The following is a 25765-nucleotide window of genomic DNA, read 5'->3' on the forward strand; positions in this document are numbered from 1 at the left end:
AAGCGTTATTTAGCGGCTATCGCATCGATTGGCCCAGTCGCTCGGCTTGCGAACGGCGGAGGTCGTCGAGCACTTTTTGCAGCGCCCAATCGGGCGAGATGTTTGCTTCCGCTGCGTACCGCAACGCGGCTTGATGAATCTCCGCCGTCGTGGGGGAAACCGAATGCAGCCCGCCGCCATCGTACGAACGGATCCACGGGATCGACACCGCCAGAAACAACGCCGCTCCCAACGCAGCCCAGCGGACGCGGCGGCGCGTCGCAGCGAGCCCCTGCCGATCCATCGCCGCTTCGATCGTGCGAGGTCGGAGATCGTCCGAGACGACAACGTACTCGCCGGCAGATCGGATGATCGCTTCGATCGCAGGCGGATCGCCAGGATCGGCGTCGACAAAATCGTGGTCGCCCATCATCGCCGCTCCTCCACTTCGTCACCCCGCAACTCGATCTCCAGCTTGGCGATTCCATAGCGGTATCGACTTGCTGCGGTCGCCGGCGAGATCATCAAGACCTCGCCGATCTGTGCAAAAGTAAAGTTCTCCCAAATTTTCAGGGCAACGACTTCGCTTTGTTTCGGTGGCAAACGGCGCATCGCCGTCCAAACCAGCCGATACGTCTCCTCCTGTTCCAATTCATCGACCGGACATCGAGTCAACAGATCCAGGATCCCCGTTGCGAACCGCCAGCGTTTCTTGCGTCGCAAAATCAGCAACGACTCGTTGCGAACCATCTGCAACAGGTAAGGCCAGGGACGTTCGGCGCGGCGAAGCGTCCGCGGGTTGTCGGCCACTTTGACGAGCGCCGACTGCACCGCATCTTCGGCATCGTGTTGGTTGCGAGTGATCGTTGTGGCAAACCGAACCAACCGGCTGGAGGTCAAATCGTAGAGCCCCGAGAGCGCCGCAGCACCGCTTTCAGCGATGCGGTCAGCACATTCGCGAACCTGCTCGGAAATGGGGTCGATGTCACTCATACTGCCATGCTCGATGCGCGAACCGGGAAGATTTGTCTAAAAATCTTTAAAAGTCTCACCCATTGTCTAATATCGCCGAGGCCGCTTCGTCTTCACTCACGCGCGTTGGTGTCGCGACATGGCGGAACGAAAACTCGCGGAACAACAGGAACAGATTGATCATCGCCAAGGCGCCTCCGACAACCAAAGTCGCGGCCACGACAGCTTCATCCAATTTCTGATCGTCGAAAACGCGGAAGATCGTCCACATCCAATTGGTCGTTTCCTGAACGCCATAGAACGACGACGGCGAACCGGTCACGATCGCCATGAAGACCGACGGGACCACGATTCCCAGCACCAACAGACTGCACATCGCGGCAAGCGCGAGCCCCATCGAATGCCCAAATCGCCGCGATAGAACCAGCATAATCAAGCGGACGGCAGACAAATACATCAGCAGGTATCCGATCATCAACAGCGCAAAGACCAGCGGTTGAATCGATCGGGCCACCAAAAGGCTGCACATTCCCAACGACAAGATCCCCGTCGCCGCCGTGGTCAACGCAAACATGTATCCGGTGCCGGGGCCGGGGATCATCCACAGCAGAAACATTCGGCCCAAGGTCGTTTCGGGCAATGTGCGAAGCACGCGGGGACTCAAATCGACCGACTCTCCCAACATCAACGTTCCCATCAACAGCCAATAGCCGCCCAACATGAGACAGCCGAACATCAGCACATCGTCGTCGTTGGACCAAAGAGCCAACGTGGCGATGCTGCCGATCCAGATCAATTGTTGCGCAAACATAATCCAACGCAGCGGCGTGGATCGGTTTTCGGTGACCGGAGCGATCCGCGACGCCGCCGCTTTGACAAACAGCACCATGCACGAAACCGCAACCAGACCGAAGAGTGCGGTGAACAACAACGCTTCGAGATCCCAGATCAATTCCTGAGAATAGACAGCGCTTAACACGAAGATCGCCGTAAAGATCTCGGCAAGAAAGATCGTCGCCAACAGCATCAGCAGCGTCAACATCTGGGTCGCTCGGGTTTCCGCGACCGTCGACAACAGCAGTCCCCAGGTCGTCAATAAGACCGAAACTGTGAAGACGACCACAATCGTTGTCGCGATCATCGGCAGGTCGACACCTCGCAACAGGTAACAGAAGGCGAAGCAGGGGACCAGCACCGCAAAATAGACAAGCATTTGCAGCAGTGCACTTCCCAGCTTCCCGGTCACGATCCGCAGCGCCGAGAGCTTTGTGATCGCCAGCATCTCAAACGTTCCCTCATCCAGTTCGGCCGCCAAGGAACGGTGAGCAGCTAAAGGGACCATCGCCAGCATCGGAATCGCTAACAGGAAATAGTAGCCGGTCATCATGTAGACACCCGACGGCACGTAATAGATATCCGGGGCGAGCGTGACGACCCCCACGGTCATCCAAAACAGCGAGGCAATCAGCAGCAAGAAAAACGTTCCGCTGAACTGACGACTCTTCAGCGACTGCCGCGCTTCTTTGATCAAGATCGGATTCAGCCACCGGGCCGCGCGATCGCTCCAACGATCGATCGTACCCCAAAATCCGGTGCGATCGACGTCGCAGACGTAGCGATGGTAAGCGTCGTCGGATTCGACCGGTTCGGTCGTTGGAAGGTCCTCAGCGACCAGTTCCGCGGTGATTGGTTCGTTCATTGCACCTGCCCCTTGGTCACTTGAAGGAACACGTCTTCCAAGGAATTGTGCTGCGGCGTGTATTCCAAAACCTCCAACCTCGCGTCGCACATCGCATGCAAAATCGCCACCTGATCCGCCTCGTCCCCCGCGATCGAAAACCGAATCGCGCCATCGACCTGGCGAACGTTGTTCGCTCGCGAATCGGACTGCAGCATCTCGAGTGCTCGGGCGTCGTCCGACGCGACGCGAACCAAAAGGTCACGCGTCGGTTGCAGCGTGCGACGAATGTCATCGACGCTTCCAGTCGCCAACAATTTGCCTCGCTCGATGATCCCGATCCGGTCGCACATCTCCGCCAGTTCGGTCAGGATATGGCTGCTGATCAGGATCGTCTTGCCATCGGCTGCCAGCGCCCGAATGATCTGACGTAATTCGATGCGGGCTCGCGGATCCAGCCCCGCCGCCGGTTCGTCCAACACCAAGACAGCCGGATCGTGGATCAAGGCGCGTCCCAGGCAAAGTCGCTGGCGCATCCCTTTGCTGAGTCCCCGCATCGGCTTGGTCGCCAGCGGACGCAGCCCCGTAAATTCCATCACCCAACGCAACCGCCGCGTACGATCGCGACCGACCAAACCATAAGAACGGGCGAAGAAGTCGAGGTATTCGATGCAGTTCGTATCGCCGTAGGTGCCAAAGCTGTCGGGCATGAATCCCAACCGACCGCGCACCCGATCGGGATCGTTCACGCTGGAAAGTCCTTCGACCAAGGCGTCGCCGGAGGTGGGCAGTTCGAGCGTCGCGAGGATTCGCATGCTGGTCGTCTTCCCGGCTCCGTTGGGGCCGATGTAGCCGAACACGCTGCCGCGGGGGACCTCAAACGAAACATGGTCGACCGCTTGCGTATCGCCAAAGCTGCGGCAGAGGTCGCGGATTTCGATCATCGGTCCGTCGTATCCGGTGGTCATGGCAGCTCTCCCATGATCACGTGGACGCTTCCCTCGGTCCGAGCGTCGCTGACGCCCAACGCATCACTCTGCAACTGCGTCGTCGCCAAAAAATGATCGTTCGGCAGCGAACCGAGCCATTGATTTAACTGCTGTTCCAATGACGTGAGCTCCGCGTTGGTCGAATGATTGCTGTAACCATCGTTATGAAGAACGGGGACCGGCGAATCGATCCGCAATGGGGCGACGTCGATCAACGTGTTGGGCGAGGTGCTTTGCGATCGATTCATCGTGGCCGCTTCACCCGCTGGTACGTCGCGTGCAACCCACAACTGCCCCTTCGCGTCGGCAGCGATAACGCACGCCAGCGGGTGCGCCGATTGATTGCGGACCAACAACGAATCGTCCGACCGATCGAAGCCGATTTTTGGCGGGACCGCTTGCGGTTGCAGCGTCATGTATTGCACCTGAGTCCGTGCCGGCAAAAACTGTCCCGTGTAGCGGTAGTCGGTCTCCGAAGCATCGATCGCGCGCCGCGAGCTCTGGTTGCTGGGAGGGCGATAGCGGTTCTGAACCGCGGTGTTGCGGATCGGAAAGAGCGCCGTCTGATCCGGCAATTGAATGCCATCGGCGCGACCAAACGAAGAAAAATAGGTCTGCCGGTTTTGCGAAACGCAATAGCCGGCATCGGTATCCTGCCAGGTCAGTTGCCGTGCGCGGACGCGCGTCTGCCATCCGTCGGCCAGCAATGCGTAAGCGAACAATCCCAACGTCAACAACAACGCCAAGGCGGGAGCGAAAAAGAGGAGCAAGTGAAGCCGCGCGTGCCTGCGGAAAAACAGGTAGCCGACCGGCCCAATCACGATCACAAACAGGGTGTTCAGAGCGAAGAACAACTTCACCGGCGGCCCGCCCACCGCTTCGATCAACCACTTCCAATAATGATCGTCGCCGCGACGCACATCGATTCCGTTGCGCTGCGTCCAAACAAGTTGTTTCGGACCGTAGAGATCGCGAACCGTCTGCCACAACTGAAACGAACCGGGAAAGGGATAGGGATCGTCGATCGCAGTGATCGTCCCCAGCCCCATGCGCGTCGTCCTCAACATCGCGCTCAGTTCGGATGGCGATTGAATCGCCGCGGCGGGATGCTTCTCCTTCTCCATCGCTTCGAAGACCTCTTTCCGCAGCGACAGTTCCACGCCAAGCTGCTGCCATTCCCAATTCTGAGACTGTTTTGTCACTTCGCCCCAATGTTCCAACTCCAACGGGGTCGTATCGTTGGCCGCGTTCAGATCGAGCGATCGTCGGACAGCCGACGCGTCGGCGACTTTTCCCGCCGCCACCGGTTTCAATTGCACGCTACCGATGGGAAATTCAAAACCTTGGGCGTCGTAGATCCATAGATTCCCACCGGCGGCAATCCAATCGGTCAACGCCTTAAAAGGCTCCGCATGACGCGCGATCTCCTGGAGCGTCGATGCCTGGACGATGATCGCGTCCAACTGCGAATACCCCAACCAAGATCGGTACATCGTGTGCGGATCGCTGTCGATCGCACGGAACTGAACCCAAGCCGACTGGACTCGTGTCGCAAGGTCTCGCAACTCCGTGTCGCTAAGATTTTTCTTGTCGGTCGATTCGTCGAGTGGACCATCGCCAAGCAGCGTGACCAGCGAGCGCACGTCGGGGTATCGCGCCGACGGCGCTGCTGCCATTGCTGCTTTTGCGTTTGCAACGTTGCGGGATGGATGCAGGATGCCAACCGACGTGTGCTGTTCCGCGTAACGCGTCTCCAATCTATCGATCGAAAACGTCCCTCGTCCCTTCTCGACCGGCTCCCCCGATTCGATCAACTGGACCGTCAGCTGGCTCCAAGGAACATAATAAGGAACGTAGACGACAAACCGCTCCCCCGTCGAATCCTGCGGAACGGTGCAGCGAACATGGAAATCGAAATCGAGTTGCGTGGTATCGTTGCCGCGTGGCGACAAGACGACATCAAAGGTTCGGTCGGCGGGGAACGTTGGCGTTTTTGGGAACAAACGCAAATACAGCGGTTGGTATCCGTTGGCAGCCAGCTTGGGAGTCGCAATCGTCATCCCCACGCTGCGTTGTCGCGGCAACGTCGACAGCGCGCCGATATGGACCAAACCGGCACCATCCTGGCCAAACGACGGACCGCTGCCAATGATCGCAGTCGCCCCAAGCAGCCAATAGAAACAGACGCATCGGATCACTGTGGCTCCTCCGCGGCATCGCGTTGATCAACGACCGGCGGCTGCAACCGCGAACGGGTCGGTTGCAAGATCGATCCGGTCATCGATGCAAACAGTGACGCCAGCGCAAAGGCCAACGCGTACATCGCAAAACAACCGATCGCCGTCGCCAAGACCACCGCGACACATTGAGCCCAGAAAACGTTTTCGAGGATCGCGGCGCGAAAGACCCACATCAGCATCGCGCACAGCGTGACCAGAAGCATTAAAAAACGCAGCGACCACTGTGGCATCGCTCGCTCGGACGATGCATGGGGTTCCGATGAGATGTTGGACATGGCAGACGCTATCGATGCGTGGATCGATTCGAAAAGAAGCGTCTAGTGTAGCGTGTTCTGCTGAAACATGCTCGCAGGGAACCGTGAGGCAGACGCGTCGTCTGCCTTGTCCTGTCCAACCGACAGACGCGGTGGTCTGCCATTGATTTCGATCGCTCGATCGCGGCGGCGACTAAACTTCGTTTGTTGCCAGAGCTTGCAAGCCGCTGATCACCTTCAACACCGTCTCTTGCGAGACGTCGCCCCACTGGGCGGCCTTGTGACGCAGGATCGCCAGTTTGAACATCTCAAGCGCTTCGGACATGTCCGGTGGCAGTTCGGGCAGGCCGGCGAACGGCTGAGCGACGGGAGCGGCTTCGATGTCGTCCCCCTTTTCGAACTCAGCGGTCGGCAGCGGCTTGCCGCCCAGATCCTGTTCGTCCTCGTCGCCAAAGTCGGGACCTTCGGGAGCCGGTCCGGCCGAGATATCGCCCGATTCGTCATCGAACTTTGTGTTGCTGCCACCTTGAGCGGGCAGGACGACATCTTCGTCGGGATCGGCGGTGACGATGTCTTCGGCTTGCGGGCGGTCCTGGTCGACGGCTCCCATCGATTGCCAACGCTGTTCACGCATCCCCGAGACGGACCAACCGCTTCGCATCGCCCCTTCGAGCCACATCGGAGCGTCGTCCCAATCGAGAGCCGCCAGGAAGTGGCTCCAGTACAGACCGGGATAGGTTTCGTATGACGAACCAAACGTTTCGTGAACGCGTCGCAGACGACCGACGTGCGGGCTGGTGACGCCGCCGACGCGCTTCGCCCACGCTTCGTCGGAGTATTCCGTCGCGGGAGCATCCGATTCGATCAACGCCTCGCGCCACTCATGGATGATCCGTCCCTTTTCCCAGTTGGTCGTGCTGATCAGGTTTTGCCAACGCCCAACAAACGGCTCGCTCGCCGAATCGAGTTCTTCGAAACTGGAGATCGCGATGACGTCCGGTTCCCCCGCCTGATCATCCTCCGCGGCATCCGAAGCTGCCTCGGTGACATCTTCATCGCTCGCATCCGATTCGTTCATCGCGACAACGGCAACGTTGGAATCATCATCGCCGGAGATTTCCATTTCGCTGGAGGCTGCAACATCGCTGGAGATCACGGCGTCGCTGCTGCTCGAATCGCTTGCGGTGTCGCTGGAAACCACTTCGGTCGCCGTTGCACTCATCTGATCGGTGGTACTCGCTTCGGCAGACGTATCGGTGCTGCTTGTTTCGATGTCCTGGTTGGTTGGGATCGCGTTTTCCATACCTGATTCTGCTCTTCCTGTTTGGATGTCGTTAACGTGTTGCTGGGTCGCGTGGGAACCTCTTCAAGCCGATCGGCAACCGCACCATCAGGCTAGGAAAATCGAAGCCTCGCGGGAACCAGCGAGATCAGCTTCTTCGACCGCATCGCGGCAAATTTCACTTCGCCGACGATGGTTGTTCCAGTGAGTGAAACCTTGTCGTCGGACACCTGGGCGGCGGGCAGGCCGGGGATCGCGGCGGCAGTTCCCGGTCGCATCGGATCGCGCCGGCGAGGGCGGACCCCGATGGAGAAACCGGACTGGGAGGGTGGTGGTGCTGCCGAGCGTAATCGCCGAAGAGGCCCTGCAGCAGTAAAGCGTAGAATCGCTTACCAGCCAAGTGTTTTTCGGACTCTAGCGGTCCAACGCTCGTATCCCGCCGGAGTCATGTGCAATCCATCCTTGGCGAACAACGCCGGATCGGGCTTTCCATCGTCGCCGAACATGTCGGGCGAAATGTCAATGAAATCCAGCTTCGGATTGGCCTCGCAGATCGCCGCGATCCCTTCGTTGGCCGCCTTCATCGTCGGCCACAACTTCCACCGGCTGATGCTCGGCTTGATCGCCAAAAAAGCGATCTTGGTCTCCGGCAACGCCGTCGAAATCGTGTTGACGAATTGTTGGAAGTCTTCGATCACCGCCGCGGCGTCTTTCCCTTTGGCGATATCGTTGTCGCCAGCGTACAAAATGATCTGTCGCGGCTTGTGAGGGATCAGGAAACGGGGAGCAAATTCGGTCGAATCGGCGATCTCCGAACCACCAAAGCCGCGGTTGACCAGCTGCAGGTCGGGGAAGCTTTTCTTCAAGTCCCACATCCGCACACTGGAGCTGCCGGTGAAGACGATTCCACCGGGTTGAGGCGGATTTTTGGCGTCGGCCGCTTCAAATCCAGCGATCGTCTTTTCCCAGCGGCTCGCTTTTTGTTGCGCCTCGGAAATGCTAACTCCAGCGGCGACAAAGAGAATGGCCAGGGCAACGATTCGGCGAGGACTGAGGATCACGTGAAAGACTCCGAGGGCAGCTGGGGTTCAATGATGCAGGGGATTTGAAAGAGCCCGAGTATAGTCTCAGCCGGCGTGGTGTGCCGCAATTAATTGGTCGAGTTCCTGCTTCAAGACCGGCAGGATCTCATCGTATTTGTAAGCTCCCAAAGCTTCGGGGCCCCGTTTCAGATTGACGTGATTCGGACCGCACCAAAGCCCAAGATCGGCGTCGTCGGTCTCGCCCGGCCCGTTCACGCGGCAGCCCATCACGGCGATCGTGATTGCATGTTCTTTGGCGTAGGCGGTCATCTCTTTGACCTTGGCGGCCAGATCGACGAAGGCTTCGTTTTCGACACGCGAGCAGCTGGGACAGCTGATGATGTTCAACGAATTGCGATCGAAGACGACGACGCTGCGGACGCGTCCCGACGCGATGTCGTCGACGATCCCGCGGCCCGCTTCGATCTCTTCTTGCTTGCGATCGTTGGGGACTGTCAACGAAACGCGAACGGTGTCGCCGATCCCGTGGCCGATCAATTGTTCAAACGCGATCCGCGTCTTGATGATTCCGTCGGGCGGCATTCCCGCTTCGGTCACTCCCAGATGCAGCGGCACGTCGGGGCGTTTTTCCGCAAACCGCCGATTCACCTCGACGACCTTATCGGGATCGCTGTCCTTGAGCGAAACGACGTAGCGATCGAAGCCCAACGAATCGACGAATTCGCAATGCTCCCAGGCGCTCTCGAGCATCGGCGTGATCGAATCCTCGGGATCGTATTTGTTCGCCTTCTCCGGGTCGACGCTGCCACAATTGACACCGATCCGAATCGCACAATCGTGGCGTTTGGCCTGATTGATGATGAACTCCACCTTCTCCTGCCAAGGCTTATCCTTTTGGTGGTGGTAGAGATGCCCTGGGTTGTAGCGGATCTTGTCGACATGGGGGGCGACCAGCTCGGCCAGGCGGAAGTTCTCCTGCAGATCGACGGCCAAATTCGCTTGGGTCAACTTGCGGATCTCCGCCAACGCGGCGACATCTTTTTCGCTATCGACGGCGATTCGCACCACATCCGCTCCGGCGGCGTGCAATGCGTTTGCCTGAGCGGCGGTCGCTTCGACGTTCTGCGTTTTCGTGGCCGTCATGCTTTGAACAGCGATCCGGTTGCCGTCGCCCACAACGACGCTGCCGATTTGCACGCGGCGGGTTGGATTGCGTTGAATAGTCACAAAAAATCAACCTGTTCTGATATGCTGAAATGAATCGCCGCCGCGGGGGCAGCCGCCAACCATTCTAATCGATATCCGATTCTCGGGCAGTCGGGCTAGCGGCAGCGATTATCATGGTCTGACGATCTTCACAGCCCTCCGACTGAAAATCCTGGCCCATCCGATTCCCGCAGCCTCCCCAACGCCATCGATGAAAATTTGCTTTTCTAAAACGAACCAACGCTCCGGTTTCCTGGCCGGCGGTCGACGTGTCCCTCGCTTGTTGCTGGCATCGCTGCTGTGGGTGCCATTGTGTCTGGTCGACGCAGCAGCAGATGATTGGCCCGCGTGGCGAGGGCCTCACCGCGACGGCGTTTCCCACGAATCATTGCCCGCGGAAAAGCTGGCCGCTGACGGGCTGCAAGTGCGTTGGCGCGGCGAGGTGGGGACGGGGTTTTCGACCTTTGTCGTCGCCGATGGGAACGCGCTGACAATCGGCAATTCCGAATCGGTCGACACCCTATTCTGCTTCGACGCCGAGTCGGGAAAGTTGAAGTGGCGGCATTCTTATGATGCACCGTTGGACAATCGCGATTTCGAAGGGGGCCCCACGTCGACGCCGACGGTCCACGAAGGAAGAGTCTACGTTTTGGCGCGGCAGGGAGATCTCTTCTGCTTGGACTTGGCGACCGGCAAAGTCGTCTGGCAGCAACAGATCGTCGACGCTACGAACATCCGAATCCCCGGCTGGGGGTTTGGCGGATCGCCGCAAGTGTTTGGCGATCGGTTGCTGCTGACCGTCGGCGAAGCGGGCGTTGCGGTCGACCTTGACGACGGCAAATTGGTTTGGCAATCGGGGGACAAAGAGGCGGGATACGCGTCGCCCGTGATTTTCGACTGGCAGGGCAAGACGCAAGCGATGTTCCCTTCGGGACGCAGCTTTTCGGCCGTCGATGTGGCGACCGGAGAAGCGATCTGGCAACAGCGGTGGCTGACCAGTTTTGGTTGCAACGCGGCCGATCCGATCGTTCACGACGGGCACGTCTTCCTTTGTTCGGGATACAACCGCGGATGTGCGCTGCTGCGATTGACCGATGACAAACCCGAGATCGTCTGGAAACACAAGCTGATGCAAAATCAGATGAATGGCTGCGTCCGGATCGGCGACGCGCTGTATGGTGTCGACGGCGATCTGGAGGCGGAACCAACGCTCAAATGCATCGACTGGGCAAGCGGCGAAGTCCATTGGGCTGACGATTCGATTCGCCCCGGAGCGATCGCTGCGACGCGCGAGCACTTGATCGTGCTCACGACTGACGGAGAGTTGTTGATCGGCCCCGCATCGACCTCAGGTTTTGAACCGCTGACCGAAATGAAGGTGCTCGACGGCAGGTGTTGGACCGTGCCGGTGCTGGCCAATGGATTGATCTACTGTCGCACCGCCAGCGGCAGCGTCGTCTGTGTCGCTTTAAAATAGAAGCTTCTTGAGAGGCGAAGCTTTGGGAATTAGAGGCTGTTGAAAAACAGCGACTCCCAAACCGCCGGATCGCCGAAGAAGGTCACCTCGCGCTGCGTCGGGCTGGCGACTTCGATCCGTAACCACAGTGTCTCGTCTGGAAAAACATCGGCGACCCGATCGCCCCATTCGACGAAGACCCAAGCGCCTGGTTCCTCCATCAACTCTTCGATCCCCAGTTCCAGGAACTCGTCGAGATCGTTCACGCGGTAGGCATCGACGTGATAGATCTTTTTGTTCGCCGCGTGGTAGGGCTGGATCAGCGTAAACGTCGGGCTGGTCGCCGTTCCCTCGGGGACGCCGATCGCGGCGGCGACGCTTTGCACCAACCTCGTCTTGCCGGCACCCAAGGTCCCGACCAAGCCGATCGTGGCGCGGTCGGGCAACCGCTGGGCGAGCATTCGTCCCAGACGATCGGTGTCGTCCAGCGAGTGGATCGACATTCGACATAGTTGATGGTTGTGCATCGGAGAGGAAGAGACTCCGCGGGTAGTCTGAATGTTTGACTGGGAAGCGTTTGGAATGGGAGCAAAAAACTTCGAGGCGGCCACTGGCAAACAATAGCGGCAACGTCCCAGGAGGGGACGGATCCGGTAGGATGGAAAGGGGCATCGAGGAAAGGATTGAAACCTAATGATTACCGTTAAATCGCGCCGATGCAACGCTGCACTAGCAATTGTCGTGGCGGCCTGGGCGTCGCTAGCCTCTGGCGGCGAGCATCCCGACGCGGGCCCCAACCTGTCGAAATGGACGCTCGAACTGCGTGGTGCCCTCAAACGCGAAGCGACAACTCGCGCGACGGCGGCGCATTCGGCGGCGGTGATCGAGCTGTGCGAAATGTGTGCGGCGATGCGAAGCGACGACCGCTATTCGACCAGCGAAGTCCTGCAAGGGCTGGCCGCGCGAGCCCGCCGACGGCTGTTGGACGTGCGTTACGACATCCAAGTTGCTTTAAAAAGAGACGAGATCGAAAAACCGGCCGGCTTCGATCAGCAGCTGGAAAAATTGGAGCGGTTGCTGGACGAGCGGGCTGCGGCGGGGAAGGACTTGGTGCCAGAAACGCTTTCCACGGCGGCAGGGGATTCGCCCAACGAAGGTTCGTCCGACGCGCCGCAAACGCGTCTGCCCGGTGGCGGATTTGCTCCCGGTCCCGATAATGGATTCCTGTTGATCGAACTGATCACGCGGACGGTATCTCCCGATTTTTGGAGCGCTCAAGGCGGGCCGGGAGCCGTTCATTATTATGGCATGCACCGCGTGATGGTCGTTCGTGCGACGTCGCGCGTTCACGAAGACATCCAGTCCCTACTGCACGCGCTTGGAGGATTCCCGCAATGACACCTGAAACGCCCCAATGGGTCAGCTGTCCCACCTGCCAAACCCGGTTTGTGATGGACGAAACCGAGACGCCACCGTTCTGCTGCGAACGCTGCCAATTGGTCGACCTCGGCCGCTGGTTGGACGAAGAACACGGCTTGCCGCACGAAGGGGACCCCGGCGACGTGCCGGTGGAATATCGCAACGAAGAGTGATCGCTGGCAGCCTGGAGACGGTTGCTGCGATGCTCCATTCGGCCGATGTTTTACAGCGCTTTTGAAAAGCATGGAATCCGGCGAGATCGGGCGGGGCGCCTTGAAAAACAACGACGTAGGAACGGTCAAGGATGAATCTGGGCGCTGTAAAAAAACACTCCGCAGCTGAAGCGGGAGTTCACTGTGCGATCACATTGAACGTGCGTGAAGGCAGGGAGGCGGAATTTGAAGAGGTGTTGATTCGGTTCGTCCAACGCTCACTCGATTATCGAGGTACGACCGGAGTCCACCTGATTCGCCCCGCGCCCGGTAGCGGCAGCCGCGAGTTCGGCATCCTGCGATCGTTCCAAAGCGAGGCGCACAGCCGCGAGTTTTACAGCTCGGACATGTTCAAACAGTACAAGATCGATACGGCGGAACTGGTGGAGGGGGAACCGGTGATCCGACCCTTGCATGGTCTCGAAGCGTTCTTTCGAGGCACTGGAGCCGCCGCGCTACCACGCTGGAAAATGGCGGCGGTTACATGGTGTGGTGTCTTCCCGACCGCGTTACTTTGGTCGCACCTGCTTGGTCCCCGTTTGACGCTGTTGCATCCGGTCGCCGTCTCCGCCGTGGTCTCGTTGGCGATCGTGATCACGTTAACTTGGTTTGTGATGCCATGTTTAACGAAATGGATGCGACCGTGGTTGCACAAGCATTGAACGGGCTGTCGCAGCGGTCGACGCTCGCTGAGCGATGGCCCCGAAAGGTATGCGTTCGGTCGATCGCCTAATGAGAGTTGCCGACTTTCGAAGGCGCAGGGATTAACGGTTCGAGCATACTTGCTGCCTCGGCGAACGTTAAAATCCGACAGTAGCGATCGCGGAGCGTTGCCAACGAAGCTTCGTGCAGTTCGGGCGTCACTGTGGCACAGCAGTCTTCGACGACGGTCACCAGGTATCCAAGATCGCAGGCGTCGCGAACGGTTGTTTCCACACATTCATTCGTGTAGACACCGACGACAAACAGCGATTCGATCCCCATGTTTTTTAGCACATAGTGCAGGTTGGTCGACGAAAAGACGCCGCTGGCTGTCTTGTTGATCACGATCTCATCGCGAGATTCGTCGGGCCCGACGATCTCCAGGAAATCGGCTTCACGCGATCCTGGGGCCGCCAACAATCCAAGCCGCCGGTGTCCTTTGCTACGGTCGCGGCCATCGTGGGTGAGGGCTTGAATCCGCGTGTGAATGACCTCTAAACCGTGGCCGCGGAAACGATCTTGGAGACCGCGAACGTTCGGCAACACGGTCTGCTGCAGACGATCGAAGTAATATTCCTGCGCCGCCTTAGGCACTCCGCTGTTCATCGCATCTTTAAAAACGCCGTGCCCCGGAGCGGCATCGAGGTATTGCAGATCGATACACAACAGCGCTGTCCGCCCCTCGACCAAAAACTCTCGATGGGCGGGGTTCTCGACAAAGGATTCGTGATAGACCTCTTTGAGCGGATCGACGTGTTCGTTATCGGTCATCGGCAACTTTTCCTGGGAGCGGTTTTTGAACGGGTTGGGAATAAGAGTTTTCAGTTGGTGGCGGAACTCAGCTGCACCAAGGTTTGTAACATCAAGTTTGCTCCCGCTTCGATGTCTGACCAGGCGGTCCATTCGGCAGGCGAATGACTCTGCCCGTTTTTGCTGGGCACAAAGATCATCCCGACCGGGACCATGCTTCCCATAATCTGGGCATCGTGCGCGGCTCCGCTGGGCATCCTCAGGTGATCTAGGCCCAGTTCGCTGGCTTGGTTCATCAGAAGCTGGACGATTGCGTCATGGCAAGCGACCGGCCGCAGATAACTCTTCTGCGCAAACTCAAACATCAGATTGCGGCGGCGAGCGATTGCCGAGAGCGCTTTGCGGAAGGCGGCTCCGAGTTCCTCGAGTACCACTTCGCTGGTATCGCGTACGTCCAACGAGAATTCGACCAGACCGGGGACCGTATTGGTAGCCCCCGGCAGGATCTGCACTTTGCCGATCGTCGTGCGACTGCGTTCGCTGCCGTTCTCTTCCAAGATCCGTGGGATTTCATGTGCAAAATCGGCCAAGCCCATGAAGGCGTCGTTTCGCATCTCCATCGGTGTCGTCCCGGCATGATTCGCTTCGCCGCGCAGTGTGACCGCCCAGGTGAACAGGCCGGTGATCTCGTCGACCACTCCCACCGCCTTCTTGGTTCGATCCAAGACCGGTCCCTGTTCGATGTGCAGTTCGATATAGGCGGCGATCGATTCGGGGACCCGCGCCGCGTCCAAGGCCGCCAACGCATCGTGGCCGTGCCGCGCCAGTTCTTCGCGCAACAGCACGCCGTTCATGTCGGTCGTCGTTTCCAACGATTGAGGGTTCAGTTGGCCACAGACGGCTTGCGAACCAAACATCCCACCAAAACGGCCCTCTTCGTCGCTGAACGCGATCAATTCGAGCGTCCGCTCGGGTTGGAAACCGTTTTCTCGCAGCGTCCGCAGACACTCCAAACCGACCACGACGCCAAGCGTTCCGTCCAGTGCACCGGCGCACGGCACGGTGTCGATGTGCGAACCGACCAGCACACGCGGGGCGTCACTGGTTCCGGGAAGCTCTCCCGAGATATTCATCGCTCCGTCGGTCGACGCGACCAGATCCGCTTGTTCGATCTGTTGTGTTAGCCACTGTTTGCCCTGGATATCGGCGTCGGTGAACGCCATCCGATAGATCCCGCGATCGGATTCGCGGCGGCCGATCTTGGCAAGCGTCAGGATGTCTCGTTTGATGCGTTCGAGGTCGACGCGGATTTCCATCATGGTTCCTATTTGAATAACGTTGCCGGCAAATCAAGCTGCCGCACTGAATGAATCAATCGACAGCGGGCAACGGCATGCCTTCGATGTATTGGCCGTGCAGGATGTGCAACTGCAACGCATGATTCATGATGATGTCGTTGCGGCGAGCGATCGTATGATCGGTCTCCTTCCACGCTTGGTCGATGAAATCACGCAACTTTTGCGTGTCGAAGACGCCCAAGGCCGCGATCCGACTGTCCGTCAACCAATGATCGATCATGTCTTGCAGCGCGGCTCGAATCACCGGCGACGTATGGGCTGGCGGAGCCATGAAGGCGAACTTCTTTCGCTCGTACAGTTCGCGTGGCAAGACGTTGACCATCGCTTCTCGCAACACCCACTTTTCGATTCCATCGCGGATCCGCACGTCGGGCGGAATCGTGACCGCGTATTCGGCGATGTGGTGATCCAGGAACGCCGGGCGAGCTTCCATGCTGTTGGCCATGTCCATTCGGTCGCCACCCCAAGTCAAGATCTGCCCTTCGAGCATCGTCTTGCACCAGGTGTATTGCGAGACGTCCAAGCGATGCCGGCCGCGGACCTGATTCGGATCGATCGCTCCGGCGACTTCGGCCACCGGATCGTACTGCTGCATCAGATCTTGCATCGACGACGATAACAGTGGCCGCACGCGGGCCAGCGTCATCATCCAGGGTTGGATCCACGAAGGCGTGAAGCCGCACAGATCGTTCCAAGCCGTGTGTTGGAGGTCTTCTTCGGCCAGGATCGCACCGGCAAAGATCCCCGCGTCGTCCTCACGCCCGAGCCAATCGCGTTTGAAGAATGGGTAGCCGCCAAAGAGTTCGTCGGACCCTTCGCCCGTGATCACCGCTTTGTAATTGCAAGCGCGCACGCGGCGGCTCATGTGCCACTTGGCAACCGCCAGGGTGTTGTAGAAGGTTCGTTCGGCGTGCCACGTGGCTCGTTCGAAGGCAGGACCGTAGAGTTCCTTTTCGGTCAGCAGCAGCAACTCTTGCTCCGCCCCGGTACGCTCGGCCATCAGTTTGGCGATGTTCGATTCGTCGTATTCGTCGCTGTCGAACGCGATCGTAAAAGCTTTGATCGGCGATTGTTGCAGCGTCGTCGCCAACCCGAGAATCGAACAACTGTCGATCCCGCCCGACAGATAACAACCAACCGGCACGTCGGCTTCCAACCGCGTCGCGACCGCGTCGATCAAGCGATCTTGAACGCCTTGCACGTATTCTGCCGGATCGGCGTTTTCGACGTGCGATTCGGGGAATTCCAGGTCCCACCACCGCTTCAGCGAGGTTTCCAAGCGACCATCGCGCTCTTGGACGATCAACATGTGCCCCGGCTGCAACGCCTGGACCCCTTCGAACGCTGTCGAGCCCGGCACCATCACCTGCATCATCTGATGGATGACCGCTTTGGGGCACATCCGCGGCTGGATGTCGGGATGTTTGAGGATCGATTTGACCTCCGATCCCCAAGCGATTCCGTTGTCGTTGACGGAGTAGTAGAGCGGTTTGACGCCAAACCGGTCGCGGATCAGGATCAGCCGTTTTTCGCGGTGATCGTAAAGTACGACGGCGAATTCGCCGCGCAGATGTTCGACAAAGCTGAGGCCGTATTTGCGGTACAGCGGCAGCGTGATCGCACTGTCGCTCTTGCCACTGGTCGTCAGCGTCTCACACGCCAACTGAGTTCGCAGCGTTTTGTAGCCGTACAGTTCGCCGTTGACCGTGACCGCCAGGTCGCCATCGCGCGATTCGATCGGTTGATGGCCGTGATCCAAACCGACGATCGATAGCCGAGTGTGTCCCAGGGCGAGCCCTTGTTCCACGTACAGCCGGCTGCCGCGATCATCGGGACCGCGGTGATCCAAGACGTCGAGCATTTGGTCGAGCGCCGTTCGCAATTGACGTTCGCTGGTTCGCGATGGGTTCCAGAATCCGGTGATTCCACACATGATTGAGTTCGCTTTGTACAGTTCGTGTCGAAGTGGGTTTCAGCGGTGGCGCGACGCCGAGGGTCGCGCGCACGTTCCGGCGGTGCTAAAGATCGCTGATTCGATTGAGTCGCTGGAGCACCGAGACCAGCAGCGCTTGGCGGACGAAGACCGCACCGGCCGCTTGGGCGAAGTAGAGGTTGTGATCGGTGTCGTCGAGGTCTTCGGAGAGTTCATCGTTGCGGGCCAATGGATGCATCACCACCGCCTCCGGCTTCAGATCGCTGGCGAGTTCCAATTTGTAGCGGCCATCGAGGTTTCGATAGCTGTCGCCGAGGAAGGCGATCGAATTGACATAAACGACATCCAGTTCGGTCAGAACTTTCTGCACATCGTTGGTAACTTCGATCGGAATCGGTGATTGTTCGATCGGTTCGGTCAAATCGAGCCCGACTGGATCGGCCATTTCCGAGACCAGCGTGATCTTGGAAACCGCGCCAGCGAACATCAACGACAACCGCAGGAAGCTTTTTACCGCTCGCATCGATCCGGGCGTGCCGATGATTCCCAAGTGGATCCTCCGCTCGGGAGGACAATCGGGACTGCACAGTTCCGGACGCCATTTCAGCAGCGCGTACCAATCGATCAACGCTTGAGTCGGGTGATGCCCGCTGCCATTGCCGGCGTTGATCAACGGACGCTGCAGGTTCTTCTGGATCTCTTCGAGCGAATTGGTATCGGGATGCCGCATGATCACGATATCGCCGTAGGTGTTGAACATCTCGCCGATGTCCGCCAGCGATTCCCCCTTGGCGATTCCGGTCACTTGCCCATCGGGGACCGACAGGACTTTGCCGTCGAGTCGCAGCAGAGCGCTTTCGAAGGAGAGTCGCGTGCGGGTGCTCGCTTCGAAAAACGCCGTGATCGCGATCTTGCCGTCCAACGGCTTTTCCATCTCGACGTTCCGCGACTCCAACAACGCCGCGAGTTGCGCGATCGCAACTACCGTGCGGCGGTCGAACTGACGGGGGTTTAAGATGGATTGTCCCGCAAGCGCTTCGAGCGCATCGCGGTCGACTTTCCCGTCGGTCCGATCCAACAGTTGTTGAGGATCAAGCAACCGCCCTTTGGAATTCCTCGCGTTGGCTTGCAACGCAAGCGATCGTTGTTGTTCTGCATTCATCGAATCGATGTCCTACCAGATGCGTTTTTTCAGTGAGTCACAAACCAGGAACACAATTAACAGCACTGCCCCAGCAGCACATAACAGCAGGCCACCGTAAACGATGACTTTTAAGAACCAGACCGAAAATATCATACAATCTTCCCTTCCACCGCCGCCACCAATGGCGACTCACCCGGTGGTGCCACGGGTTGCGACAACTGGTCAAATTCGAAACGATCGGGAAGCAGCCACGTCAGCAACGCGAAAACGATTCCCGATGCCGTCGCACCAATCAATGATGCGACGAACCAGCCGATAGTAAAGTAGGCAACCAGACCGACGCTGCTCCCGACCACCATCGCCGCTCCTGCAGCCCACGGACTAGGTCGGCGGAAATAGAGTCCGCCAACGATTGGCCAGATACAGCTGCCGACCATCGGACCGGCAAAAAAGAGGACGGTTGCTAGCGTGCCGATATTGGCCCACGCAACGGCCCAGGCGATCAGCCCCAGAATTAGAATGCTAAGCACCGACAGTCTGCGTTTGGTCGCGTCGGAGAGTGGGTTTCCGGCGGCGCGTTCGAAGATATCGTTCACCATCAGGTCGCTGGTCGCGGCCAATAGGCTGTCGATACTCGAAGCCAATGAACAGAAGACGATCACAAACACAAACAGCGCACCGCCGGTTCCCAGCAGCGTCGCCGCCACCAACGGACCGGCGATATCAGGTTGGCTGATCCCAATCCCCAGCGCCGGGGCAGCCAGTCCCAAGAAGCCCGCGACAATCGGCACCGGCAACCACAACAGGCCGCCCAGTGCGTAAGCCTTCGGGCCAACCCCCTCACGCATCGCAAACGCTCGGCTCCACCAAACATTGCTGTGAAAGATCTCACCGAACCCGAATAACATGTTGTTGAACACGGCCATCATCGCAGCGGGAAAAAGGACCGACAACAGCATCGGCCGCTGGACTTCCAGGTTGCTATGGACATCGGCAACGTCGACGTGCAACAGCACCGCGACGGCGACGACCACAAGCCCAACCAGAATAATGAGGCTTTGAATGAAATCGGTTCCAATCACCGCATACATCCCGCCGAAGAGCGTGTAGAGGACGCAGACCCCAAGCACCGCCGTCATGCCCACTTCGTAGGGAATGCCCGACAAAACATTCAACAGCTTACCGCCCGCCATCGCCATCGAGATCAACCACGTCATCGCATAGAACAGCGAGATGACCAGGAACGGGATCGCCCCGAGTTGTCCATAGCGACGGCGTACAAATTCGACGGCGGTATAACCGTGAGGCATCAGTTGCCGAATCCGGCCACTCATCGGCGCAAAGGCGAACAATCCAAAACTGGCAGTCGAATAGGTCAACGCGCCCCAGACACCCAGCTGCAGCGCGAACTGTGGTGCGAGCATCGTCGTGTTCGACGTGATCCACGTCGCCACAGCGGTCGCCGTTCCCAGGGCGAGTCCGACGTTACGGCCGGCGACGGCAAACCCGTCGTACGATTTCGCTTGTCGGCCCCACCAGACGCCTAGAGCAACCCAGACCACACCAAAGATGATCAGCAACGCGTAGCCGGCATTGGGGCTGAGGATTGTGTTGGCAAAAATCAATCCATCGAACATGCTTCACTCCCTTCGCGTCGAGGTCCCGTCTGCCTCGTCTGCCACGTTCCGACGACGATCAATCCAATGATTACTAAGAAGACGATGAATCCACATCCCATCAACATCAACGAAAACGACAGCGACCAATGTTGAACGTGGACCTCCGCGGGAATCGTCGACTGAGCCAAGAGGTTGCCGTCGCGATCGAAGGCGCGGACATGAAAACGGTAGTCTCCATTGGCTAGCCCGGAAACGAACGCTTCGGGGAACAAGCCCTTGTAACGGGAGACCTCCGCGTCGTCGACCACCTGGTACTCCGCCGCGTCGGCGATCTCGTTCCATCGCAGCGTCAGATATCCTTCTTGGATTTCCGTGAATTCGGTTTCCGAAAATCGCAGCGGATCTTCCGCGGCAGCAGCGAAGGAAATGTAGAAGAGAAACGCTAGGGCAACAGCAGCCAATCGCAAGCAACCGTCCTCATTGTGGTGGCATTATCTAGTTCGTGCTGTAAGCACACGAATGATGAGTTCGCGGTGATCAGGCGAATGGAATGTGTCTCATCATCGAATGAAAGCAATGCCACTACTGGCGGCGCGATCCATCGTAGCAGAAAATGCTTTGAGCTGAAAGTAATGTCCGCAGGTTAGCTCCGTTGTGTTGCGAACGGTGGCGGCAGGAGTCACAATCGTGCCTCATTGCAATTGCCGCGGCCAATTGACACCAAGCGAAGAGGGTTGTCGGAGCTGCCGACGTCGCCGGAATACCGTATTCGAAGGGGGCGATTCCGAGGGACCGATGGCGCCCCGTGAACGATAGGAATGATGACTAAGGTGCCTGAGCTTTCGAACGAAGATCAAATTGTGGCCGCGATTCGGCAGATCATCCGCGCGGTCGATCTCCACTCGCGCCAGCTTGTTAATGGGCATGGAATGACAGGCCCGCAACTGGCCGTACTTCAAGAGATCAAACGTTTGGGACCGGTGTCGCCGACGTCACTCTCGCGGGCGGTGCATTTGAGCCAAGCAACGATTACAGGAATCTTGCAACGATTGGAGCGTCGTGGCTTGATACAACGTCAACCCAGCGTTTCGGACCGGCGTTCGGTCCATGTTCAAGCGACCGACGCGGGCATTGAATTTCTGAGCGGTTCGCCGTCGCTGCTTCAAGACCGTTTTCGTGGTGCACTTTCGACGCTTGAAGATTGGGAACGGTTGCAGATCCTCTCGACACTGCAGCGCGTGGCGTCGTTGATGGATGCCGATCAGATCGACGCCTCGCCCCACCTGACCTCGGGCGACATTCCGACCGCCCACGACGATTTGTCGGGGCCTGCGGCGAAAGCGTGAACCGGGCCGTACAACGAGTGGCAAACCGGGGCGGCAATTGGTAAGTTGCTGCGTTATCGGCGCGTCCAACTTCGAACGATCCGCCACGGCCACAAGTTAAAGACAAGAGACATGAAGATTGAACAATTTCCGTTTGGCATGACAACTGACGGCCAGCCGGTGACGCGATTTAAATTGACGAACGATCACGGCAATTCGGTGGAATTGATCGATCGCGGCGCGACGATCGTCAGCGTCAACGTCCCCGATCGTGAAGGCAAGCTTGCCAACGTGAATCTCGGCTTTTCGTCACTGGAAGGTTATCTGCAGAGGCATCCGTATTTCGGGTCGACCGTTGGTCGAGTTTGCAATCGTATCGCCAACGGCCAGTTTTCGATCGATGGACGCCAATACCAGGTCGCCAAGAATCTGGGGGCTCATCATTTGCATGGCGGCTTGGTCGCCTTCGACGCGTTGATGTGGACCGCCGAACCGATCCAGACGCCATCCCATGTGGGAGTGCGGATGCGGTTGGTCAGTCCCGACGGTGATGAAGGCTATCCAGGAAAGCTCGACACGACGGTCGAATTCACTTGGAATGACGACAACGAATTGGCGTATGCCTTTACCGCACAGACCGACGCGCCGACCCATCTCAATCTGACCAATCACGCCTACTGGAACCTGGCCGGTTCGGGGACCGCGCGAACACACATCGTGACGATCCAAGCCGATCAATCGTTGGAGGTCAATGACGACCTTATCCCGACCGGTCGCCAGATCGATGTGGCTGGTAGCGTGTTGGACTTCCGAGAACCGCAAGCGATCGGCGATCGGATCGATCAGTTGCCCGAGACCAAAGGCTACGATCATTGTTACGTCGTGCGCGGCACGCCGGGACAGTTGCGGTCGGCGGCGCTGGCCGTTGATCCCTCCAGCGGTCGCACGATGGAAGTCCTGACCACCCAGCCGTGCATGCAGCTGTATACCGGCAATCATTTGAGTGGCCAGGCCGACGCTGGAGGCTTTGGGCAGCACGAAGCGTTCTGTTTTGAAACCCAACATCCTCCGGATGCCGCGAATCAGCCGGCATTTGCATCGACGCGGTTGAATCCTGGCGAGACGTTCCGCGAAACGACAGTCCATCGGTTTGGTTTGGCCTAGTCTTGCAATGGCCGATGTGCCGCGCAGGACGGAGTTTGGCATATCTGTGGGAATCGGCATACCGCTGCGACGGGGTCGATTGCAGCGTCTTTGGCGGCGTGGTAATCTTGTCGCAGATCACGATCTACCCCCTGCCACGGCAGCGGCGCGATCTCCTTCCTCGTTCTCCGATCAATTGAAAGCAGGAGCTATGGCAGCTACCACAATCGAAGTCAAAGAAGAAGTCGTGGTTGTCTATTTTTCCGATGGAAAGATTCTGGACAGCCAACGCATCGAACAGGTCGGCGGAGAACTTCAGAGCGCGGTTCCTCAAGCGATCCACAAAAAGCTGCTGCTGAACTTCCGCGGCGTCTCCTTCATGTCGTCGGCGATGATCAGCAAGCTGGTCACGCTGAGCAAGTCATGCAAGGCGGCGGGCGTTGAGATGAAGTTCTGTGAGGTATCGCCGAACGTCATGGAAGTCTTTAAAATTACTAAATTGAACAAAGTGTTCGACATCAAACCTGCTGAAGACAAGGCAATCGCTAGTTTCGGCAAGAAGAGCTGGTTCGGTTAACAGCTGGCCAGATTGAAAGTCTCCCAACGAGGACTCAAATCTTGCAGCTGTAATCGCTAGAGAGCAACTGCGAGCGTGATGGACAATCCAAAAGATCCGACCCAACAATCCGCGACCGAACTAGCCGAGCTGGAACGGACCTGGATGGCCCACGAACTGCACGACGGATTGATGCAGTGGGTGGTGGGGGCGAAGATGCAGGCCGAATCGCTGCAGGCGAGGAGCATGGATGGCAAAGCTCCTACGGCGGAACAGTTGCAGTATCTATGCACGCTGCTTTCCCGTGCAGTGCTCGAAGGACGCCGGTTGATGGCGGGACTGCGTCCGCCGGAACTGGACGAATCGGACTGGCATGTTGCGATTGCGCAATGGGCAAATATCGCGGGGGCGGGCGGTCAAACCGCGATCGAATTCCATCTCGAACCTGCCACGCGTAGCATCAGTGACGCCATGCAACGCGGCGTCTTCCGGATCGTCCAAGAGTCGGTCGGCAATGCACTGCGGCACGCAAAGGCCGAAACCATTCAAGTCGACGCGAAATTTGTCGACAGCAATCTGATCGTTTCGATCCAGGATAACGGAATCGGTTTCAATAAAGCCGAGGTGGGGGTCGACCGCTACGGACTCAAAGGAATCCATGAGCGGGCTGCACTGTTGGATGGTTCGGCGACGATCTCGTCGAAACCCGGCAGCGGAACGGTTGTCGAAGTTTCCCTGCCCCGATGAAACGTGCGTCGCAAGTTGGCTGCGTTTTAATTAAAATGGATTCGGCTAGCGGCGTCCGCTCGCCATTGACAGCAATGGTTACTTCGCCGCAGGCTTCTGGGGCTCCATCCGCCCTCCCCTCTCCTCTACGAAACCGCTCGCATGAAACGAATCGGTGTTTACACGGGCTCCTTCGATCCCGTGACCCTTGGCCACCTGCATATCATCCGTCGTGCCACGCGGTTGTTTGACGAATTGATCATCGGGATCGGCATCAACGCGGAGAAGCGGTCGCTGTTTGAAAGCCAGGAACGGATCGAGTTGATCGCCGAGGTGACTCGCGATATTCCCAATCTTCGAATCGAGACCTTCGACGGGTTGGCGGTTGATTTTGTTCGCAACAGCAACGCCGCGGCGATGGTGCGCGGGATCCGTCCGCTGACCGATATCGCCGGCGAGTTTACGATGATGATGGCCAACCGCCAGTTGGACGATTCGATCGAAACCGTCTTTTTAATGGCCGACGAGGAATACGCTCACATCAGCAGTTCGCTGCTCAAGCAGATCGCCGCGCTCAGCGACGACGACTCGCGATTGGCGAAGTTTGTCCCCGCCGCGATCATTCCTCAGTTGCGTGAGAAGCTGCGTCTCCGATAGAGACTTCGTAGACACCGCGCGATCCGCTGGGTAACCGCCCCGTCACGGTGATCGTTTGAATCGGGTAGTTGTCTGGGTTGAAGCGGAGGCTGCTTTTGGTCGAGAAGATCGACTGAGGCAGCACCAATTCCTCGTGCGGTCCCAGGGGCGAATCGCGGTAAAGGAAGTATTGCGAATTGATCGAGATATCGATTTTCGGCAATTCGTGTTCGCTGAGATTGGTCAGCACGATCACGTCGGTCAGGGTCGCTCCGCTGCCATCGGGAACGTCGACCATGCGTTGATCGAGCTCTGCCTTGACAGGCAGCGGCTGATCCGATGCACGCCCCATCCAAACCGTGGTCCCAATGACGGTGGTGATTGTGATGAAGATTAACCCGTACAACAACAGTGTCGTCTTGGGGCCACTTAAGCGAGGGCCAGGTCTCACGATGAACTCTCTGTGGGTTGAGTGTGAACGCGGCGACCGGTGACCGAAACGCGGCCTTCGGCGATCGCTTGAACCACACGTGGCAAGGCGTCGCATTCGCGCTCAAAGACACGCGCTGCAAGCGATGCCGCGGTGTCGTCGCCGCGGACTTCGCAGGCGTGCTGCGCGATGATCGGTCCGTGATCGAAATCGTTGTCCACAAAATGGACGGTGCAGCCGCTCAGCTTGGCGCCAAAATCGAGAACCGCCTGATGAACCCGCGTCCCATACATCCCCGCTCCGCAAAACGACGGGATCAGACTCGGGTGGATATTGACGACGCGGTTTTCAAAATCGGCGGGGATCAGAACGTGTTTCAGGAAGCCCGCCATCACAACAAGCTTCACGCCAGCATCGCGGCAGGGTTGGAACATCGCTTCGCTATAAGCCTGGTCGTCGGCAAATTTGCTTTTGACGATCACCTGCTGCGGGATCGATTCCCCGGCAGCGAACTCGAGCCCCTTGGCGTTTGCGGCGCTACTGATCACCAACCGAAAGTCGACATCCAACTGGCCTCGCTGTTGCCAGGCAATCAGGTTGCGCAACGTCGTTCCGCCACCAGAAATGAAAACAGCGATTGGAAGTGACATGGAAAGTTGGTTGGGTGAAAGAAGGAGTTGTGGGATGGCAAAGTGAGCTGGTCTGTTTGCCGG

General features: G+C 58.3%; 28 protein-coding genes. 9 read left to right on the plus strand and 19 right to left on the minus strand.

Annotation, left to right across the window (positions count from 1 at the left end; all coding sequences use genetic code 11):
* Nucleotides 1-16: 16 nt before the first annotated feature.
* The 10 genes from Poly24_RS09220 to ispG all read right to left on the minus strand — a co-directional run bounded on the left by Poly24_RS09220 (nucleotide 17) and on the right by ispG (nucleotide 9664).
* Nucleotides 17-412 carry a hypothetical protein gene (locus tag Poly24_RS09220; RefSeq protein ID WP_145093696.1) on the minus strand — a complete coding sequence of 132 codons (396 nt, stop codon included), beginning with the start codon at nucleotides 410-412 and terminating at the stop codon, nucleotides 17-19.
* Complete coding sequence (locus tag Poly24_RS09225; RefSeq protein ID WP_145093699.1) at nucleotides 409-972, minus strand: RNA polymerase sigma factor; 564 nt, start codon at nucleotides 970-972, stop codon at nucleotides 409-411. The genes Poly24_RS09220 and Poly24_RS09225 overlap by 4 nt, the downstream gene beginning before the upstream one ends.
* A gap of 55 nt (nucleotides 973-1027) precedes the next feature.
* A complete protein-coding gene (locus Poly24_RS09230; protein ID WP_145093702.1) occupies nucleotides 1028-2650 on the minus strand; it encodes a hypothetical protein in 1623 nt (540 codons plus the stop codon).
* Nucleotides 2647-3597, minus strand: a complete 951-nt coding sequence (locus Poly24_RS09235; RefSeq protein ID WP_231753545.1) for an ABC transporter ATP-binding protein — start codon at nucleotides 3595-3597, stop codon at nucleotides 2647-2649. Before Poly24_RS09235 ends, Poly24_RS09230 begins: the two co-directional genes overlap by 4 nt.
* Nucleotides 3594-5816 carry a hypothetical protein gene (locus Poly24_RS09240; protein ID WP_145093705.1) on the minus strand — a complete coding sequence of 741 codons (2223 nt, stop codon included), beginning with the start codon at nucleotides 5814-5816 and terminating at the stop codon, nucleotides 3594-3596. The genes Poly24_RS09235 and Poly24_RS09240 overlap by 4 nt, the downstream gene beginning before the upstream one ends.
* Nucleotides 5813-6133: a hypothetical protein gene (locus Poly24_RS09245; protein ID WP_145093708.1), complete on the minus strand. Its 321-nt coding sequence runs from the start codon at nucleotides 6131-6133 to the stop codon at nucleotides 5813-5815. Before Poly24_RS09245 ends, Poly24_RS09240 begins: the two co-directional genes overlap by 4 nt.
* Before the next feature lie 172 nt (nucleotides 6134-6305).
* Nucleotides 6306-7415, minus strand: coding sequence for a hypothetical protein (locus Poly24_RS09250; RefSeq protein WP_197452448.1), 1110 nt, complete (start codon nucleotides 7413-7415; stop codon nucleotides 6306-6308).
* Nucleotides 7416-7507: 92 nt separating this feature from the next.
* Nucleotides 7508-7672 (minus strand): hypothetical protein, encoded by a 165-nt coding sequence (locus tag Poly24_RS26980; protein WP_197452449.1) that lies wholly within the window; start codon nucleotides 7670-7672, stop codon nucleotides 7508-7510.
* A gap of 111 nt (nucleotides 7673-7783) precedes the next feature.
* On the minus strand, nucleotides 7784-8455 hold the full coding sequence (locus Poly24_RS09255) for a GDSL-type esterase/lipase family protein (RefSeq protein WP_197452450.1): 672 nt from the start codon (nucleotides 8453-8455) through the stop codon (nucleotides 7784-7786).
* Between the two features lie 66 nt (nucleotides 8456-8521).
* A complete protein-coding gene (gene ispG / locus Poly24_RS09260; RefSeq protein WP_145093712.1) occupies nucleotides 8522-9664 on the minus strand; it encodes a (E)-4-hydroxy-3-methylbut-2-enyl-diphosphate synthase in 1143 nt (380 codons plus the stop codon).
* Nucleotides 9665-9854: 190 nt separating this feature from the next.
* Between ispG and Poly24_RS09265 the strand changes: the two genes are divergently transcribed.
* Nucleotides 9855-11120 (plus strand): PQQ-binding-like beta-propeller repeat protein, encoded by a 1266-nt coding sequence (locus tag Poly24_RS09265; RefSeq protein ID WP_145093715.1) that lies wholly within the window; start codon nucleotides 9855-9857, stop codon nucleotides 11118-11120.
* 29 nt (nucleotides 11121-11149) lie between these two features.
* On the opposite strand, the gene tsaE is transcribed toward Poly24_RS09265, so the two are convergent.
* Entirely contained in the window at nucleotides 11150-11602 is a 453-nt protein-coding gene (gene tsaE, locus Poly24_RS09270; protein ID WP_197452451.1) for a tRNA (adenosine(37)-N6)-threonylcarbamoyltransferase complex ATPase subunit type 1 TsaE, read from the minus strand.
* Nucleotides 11603-11792: 190 nt separating this feature from the next.
* On the opposite strand from tsaE, the gene Poly24_RS09275 reads away from it, so the two are divergent.
* From Poly24_RS09275 to Poly24_RS09285, 3 genes are all read left to right on the plus strand, one after another.
* Nucleotides 11793-12497, plus strand: a complete 705-nt coding sequence (locus Poly24_RS09275; RefSeq protein WP_145093721.1) for a hypothetical protein — start codon at nucleotides 11793-11795, stop codon at nucleotides 12495-12497.
* On the plus strand, nucleotides 12494-12691 hold the full coding sequence (locus tag Poly24_RS09280) for a DNA gyrase inhibitor YacG (protein ID WP_145093724.1): 198 nt from the start codon (nucleotides 12494-12496) through the stop codon (nucleotides 12689-12691). The genes Poly24_RS09275 and Poly24_RS09280 overlap by 4 nt, the downstream gene beginning before the upstream one ends.
* A 131-nt stretch (nucleotides 12692-12822) precedes the next feature.
* Nucleotides 12823-13392: an antibiotic biosynthesis monooxygenase gene (locus Poly24_RS09285; protein ID WP_145093728.1), complete on the plus strand. Its 570-nt coding sequence runs from the start codon at nucleotides 12823-12825 to the stop codon at nucleotides 13390-13392.
* A 67-nt stretch (nucleotides 13393-13459) separates the two neighbouring features.
* On the opposite strand, the gene Poly24_RS09290 is transcribed toward Poly24_RS09285, so the two are convergent.
* The 6 genes from Poly24_RS09290 to Poly24_RS09315 all read right to left on the minus strand — a co-directional run bounded on the left by Poly24_RS09290 (nucleotide 13460) and on the right by Poly24_RS09315 (nucleotide 20703).
* Nucleotides 13460-14203 carry a cysteine hydrolase family protein gene (locus Poly24_RS09290; RefSeq protein ID WP_145093731.1) on the minus strand — a complete coding sequence of 248 codons (744 nt, stop codon included), beginning with the start codon at nucleotides 14201-14203 and terminating at the stop codon, nucleotides 13460-13462.
* A gap of 50 nt (nucleotides 14204-14253) precedes the next feature.
* The gene (locus Poly24_RS09295; RefSeq protein ID WP_145102715.1) at nucleotides 14254-15492 is read right to left on the minus strand and encodes a Zn-dependent hydrolase; all 1239 of its coding nucleotides are present in this window, start codon (nucleotides 15490-15492) and stop codon (nucleotides 14254-14256) included.
* Nucleotides 15493-15553: 61 nt separating this feature from the next.
* Nucleotides 15554-17473 carry an asparagine synthase (glutamine-hydrolyzing) gene (gene asnB / locus Poly24_RS09300; protein ID WP_145093734.1) on the minus strand — a complete coding sequence of 640 codons (1920 nt, stop codon included), beginning with the start codon at nucleotides 17471-17473 and terminating at the stop codon, nucleotides 15554-15556.
* 85 nt (nucleotides 17474-17558) lie between these two features.
* A complete protein-coding gene (locus tag Poly24_RS09305; protein ID WP_145093737.1) occupies nucleotides 17559-18635 on the minus strand; it encodes an aspartate/ornithine carbamoyltransferase family protein in 1077 nt (358 codons plus the stop codon).
* A 131-nt stretch (nucleotides 18636-18766) separates the two neighbouring features.
* Complete coding sequence (locus tag Poly24_RS09310) at nucleotides 18767-20254, minus strand: sodium:solute symporter family transporter (protein WP_145093740.1); 1488 nt, start codon at nucleotides 20252-20254, stop codon at nucleotides 18767-18769.
* Complete coding sequence (locus Poly24_RS09315) at nucleotides 20239-20703, minus strand: hypothetical protein (protein WP_197452452.1); 465 nt, start codon at nucleotides 20701-20703, stop codon at nucleotides 20239-20241. The genes Poly24_RS09310 and Poly24_RS09315 overlap by 16 nt, the downstream gene beginning before the upstream one ends.
* Before the next feature lie 363 nt (nucleotides 20704-21066).
* Here Poly24_RS09315 and Poly24_RS09320 point away from each other — a divergent pair, with 363 nt between their 5' ends.
* The 5 genes from Poly24_RS09320 to coaD all read left to right on the plus strand — a co-directional run bounded on the left by Poly24_RS09320 (nucleotide 21067) and on the right by coaD (nucleotide 24643).
* Complete coding sequence (locus Poly24_RS09320; RefSeq protein WP_231753547.1) at nucleotides 21067-21582, plus strand: MarR family winged helix-turn-helix transcriptional regulator; 516 nt, start codon at nucleotides 21067-21069, stop codon at nucleotides 21580-21582.
* A 111-nt stretch (nucleotides 21583-21693) separates the two neighbouring features.
* Entirely contained in the window at nucleotides 21694-22725 is a 1032-nt protein-coding gene (locus Poly24_RS09325) for an aldose epimerase family protein (RefSeq protein ID WP_145093746.1), read from the plus strand.
* A 7-nt stretch (nucleotides 22726-22732) separates the two neighbouring features.
* Entirely contained in the window at nucleotides 22733-23281 is a 549-nt protein-coding gene (locus tag Poly24_RS09330; RefSeq protein WP_231753548.1) for an STAS domain-containing protein, read from the plus strand.
* A 78-nt stretch (nucleotides 23282-23359) separates the two neighbouring features.
* Entirely contained in the window at nucleotides 23360-24007 is a 648-nt protein-coding gene (locus Poly24_RS09335; RefSeq protein WP_145093749.1) for a sensor histidine kinase, read from the plus strand.
* Nucleotides 24008-24148: 141 nt separating this feature from the next.
* The gene (gene coaD, locus Poly24_RS09340) at nucleotides 24149-24643 is read left to right on the plus strand and encodes a pantetheine-phosphate adenylyltransferase (protein ID WP_145093752.1); all 495 of its coding nucleotides are present in this window, start codon (nucleotides 24149-24151) and stop codon (nucleotides 24641-24643) included.
* On the opposite strand, the gene Poly24_RS09345 is transcribed toward coaD, so the two are convergent.
* Nucleotides 24606-25073, minus strand: a complete 468-nt coding sequence (locus Poly24_RS09345; protein WP_145093755.1) for a hypothetical protein — start codon at nucleotides 25071-25073, stop codon at nucleotides 24606-24608. The two genes, coaD and Poly24_RS09345, sit on opposite strands and share 38 nt — an antisense overlap.
* Entirely contained in the window at nucleotides 25070-25702 is a 633-nt protein-coding gene (gene purN, locus Poly24_RS09350) for a phosphoribosylglycinamide formyltransferase (RefSeq protein WP_145093758.1), read from the minus strand. The genes Poly24_RS09345 and purN overlap by 4 nt, the downstream gene beginning before the upstream one ends.
* Between the last annotated feature and the right edge of the window lie 63 nt (nucleotides 25703-25765).

This window comes from Rosistilla carotiformis, from assembly GCF_007753095.1.
In the GTDB taxonomy this organism is placed as follows: domain Bacteria; phylum Planctomycetota; class Planctomycetia; order Pirellulales; family Pirellulaceae; genus Rosistilla; species Rosistilla carotiformis.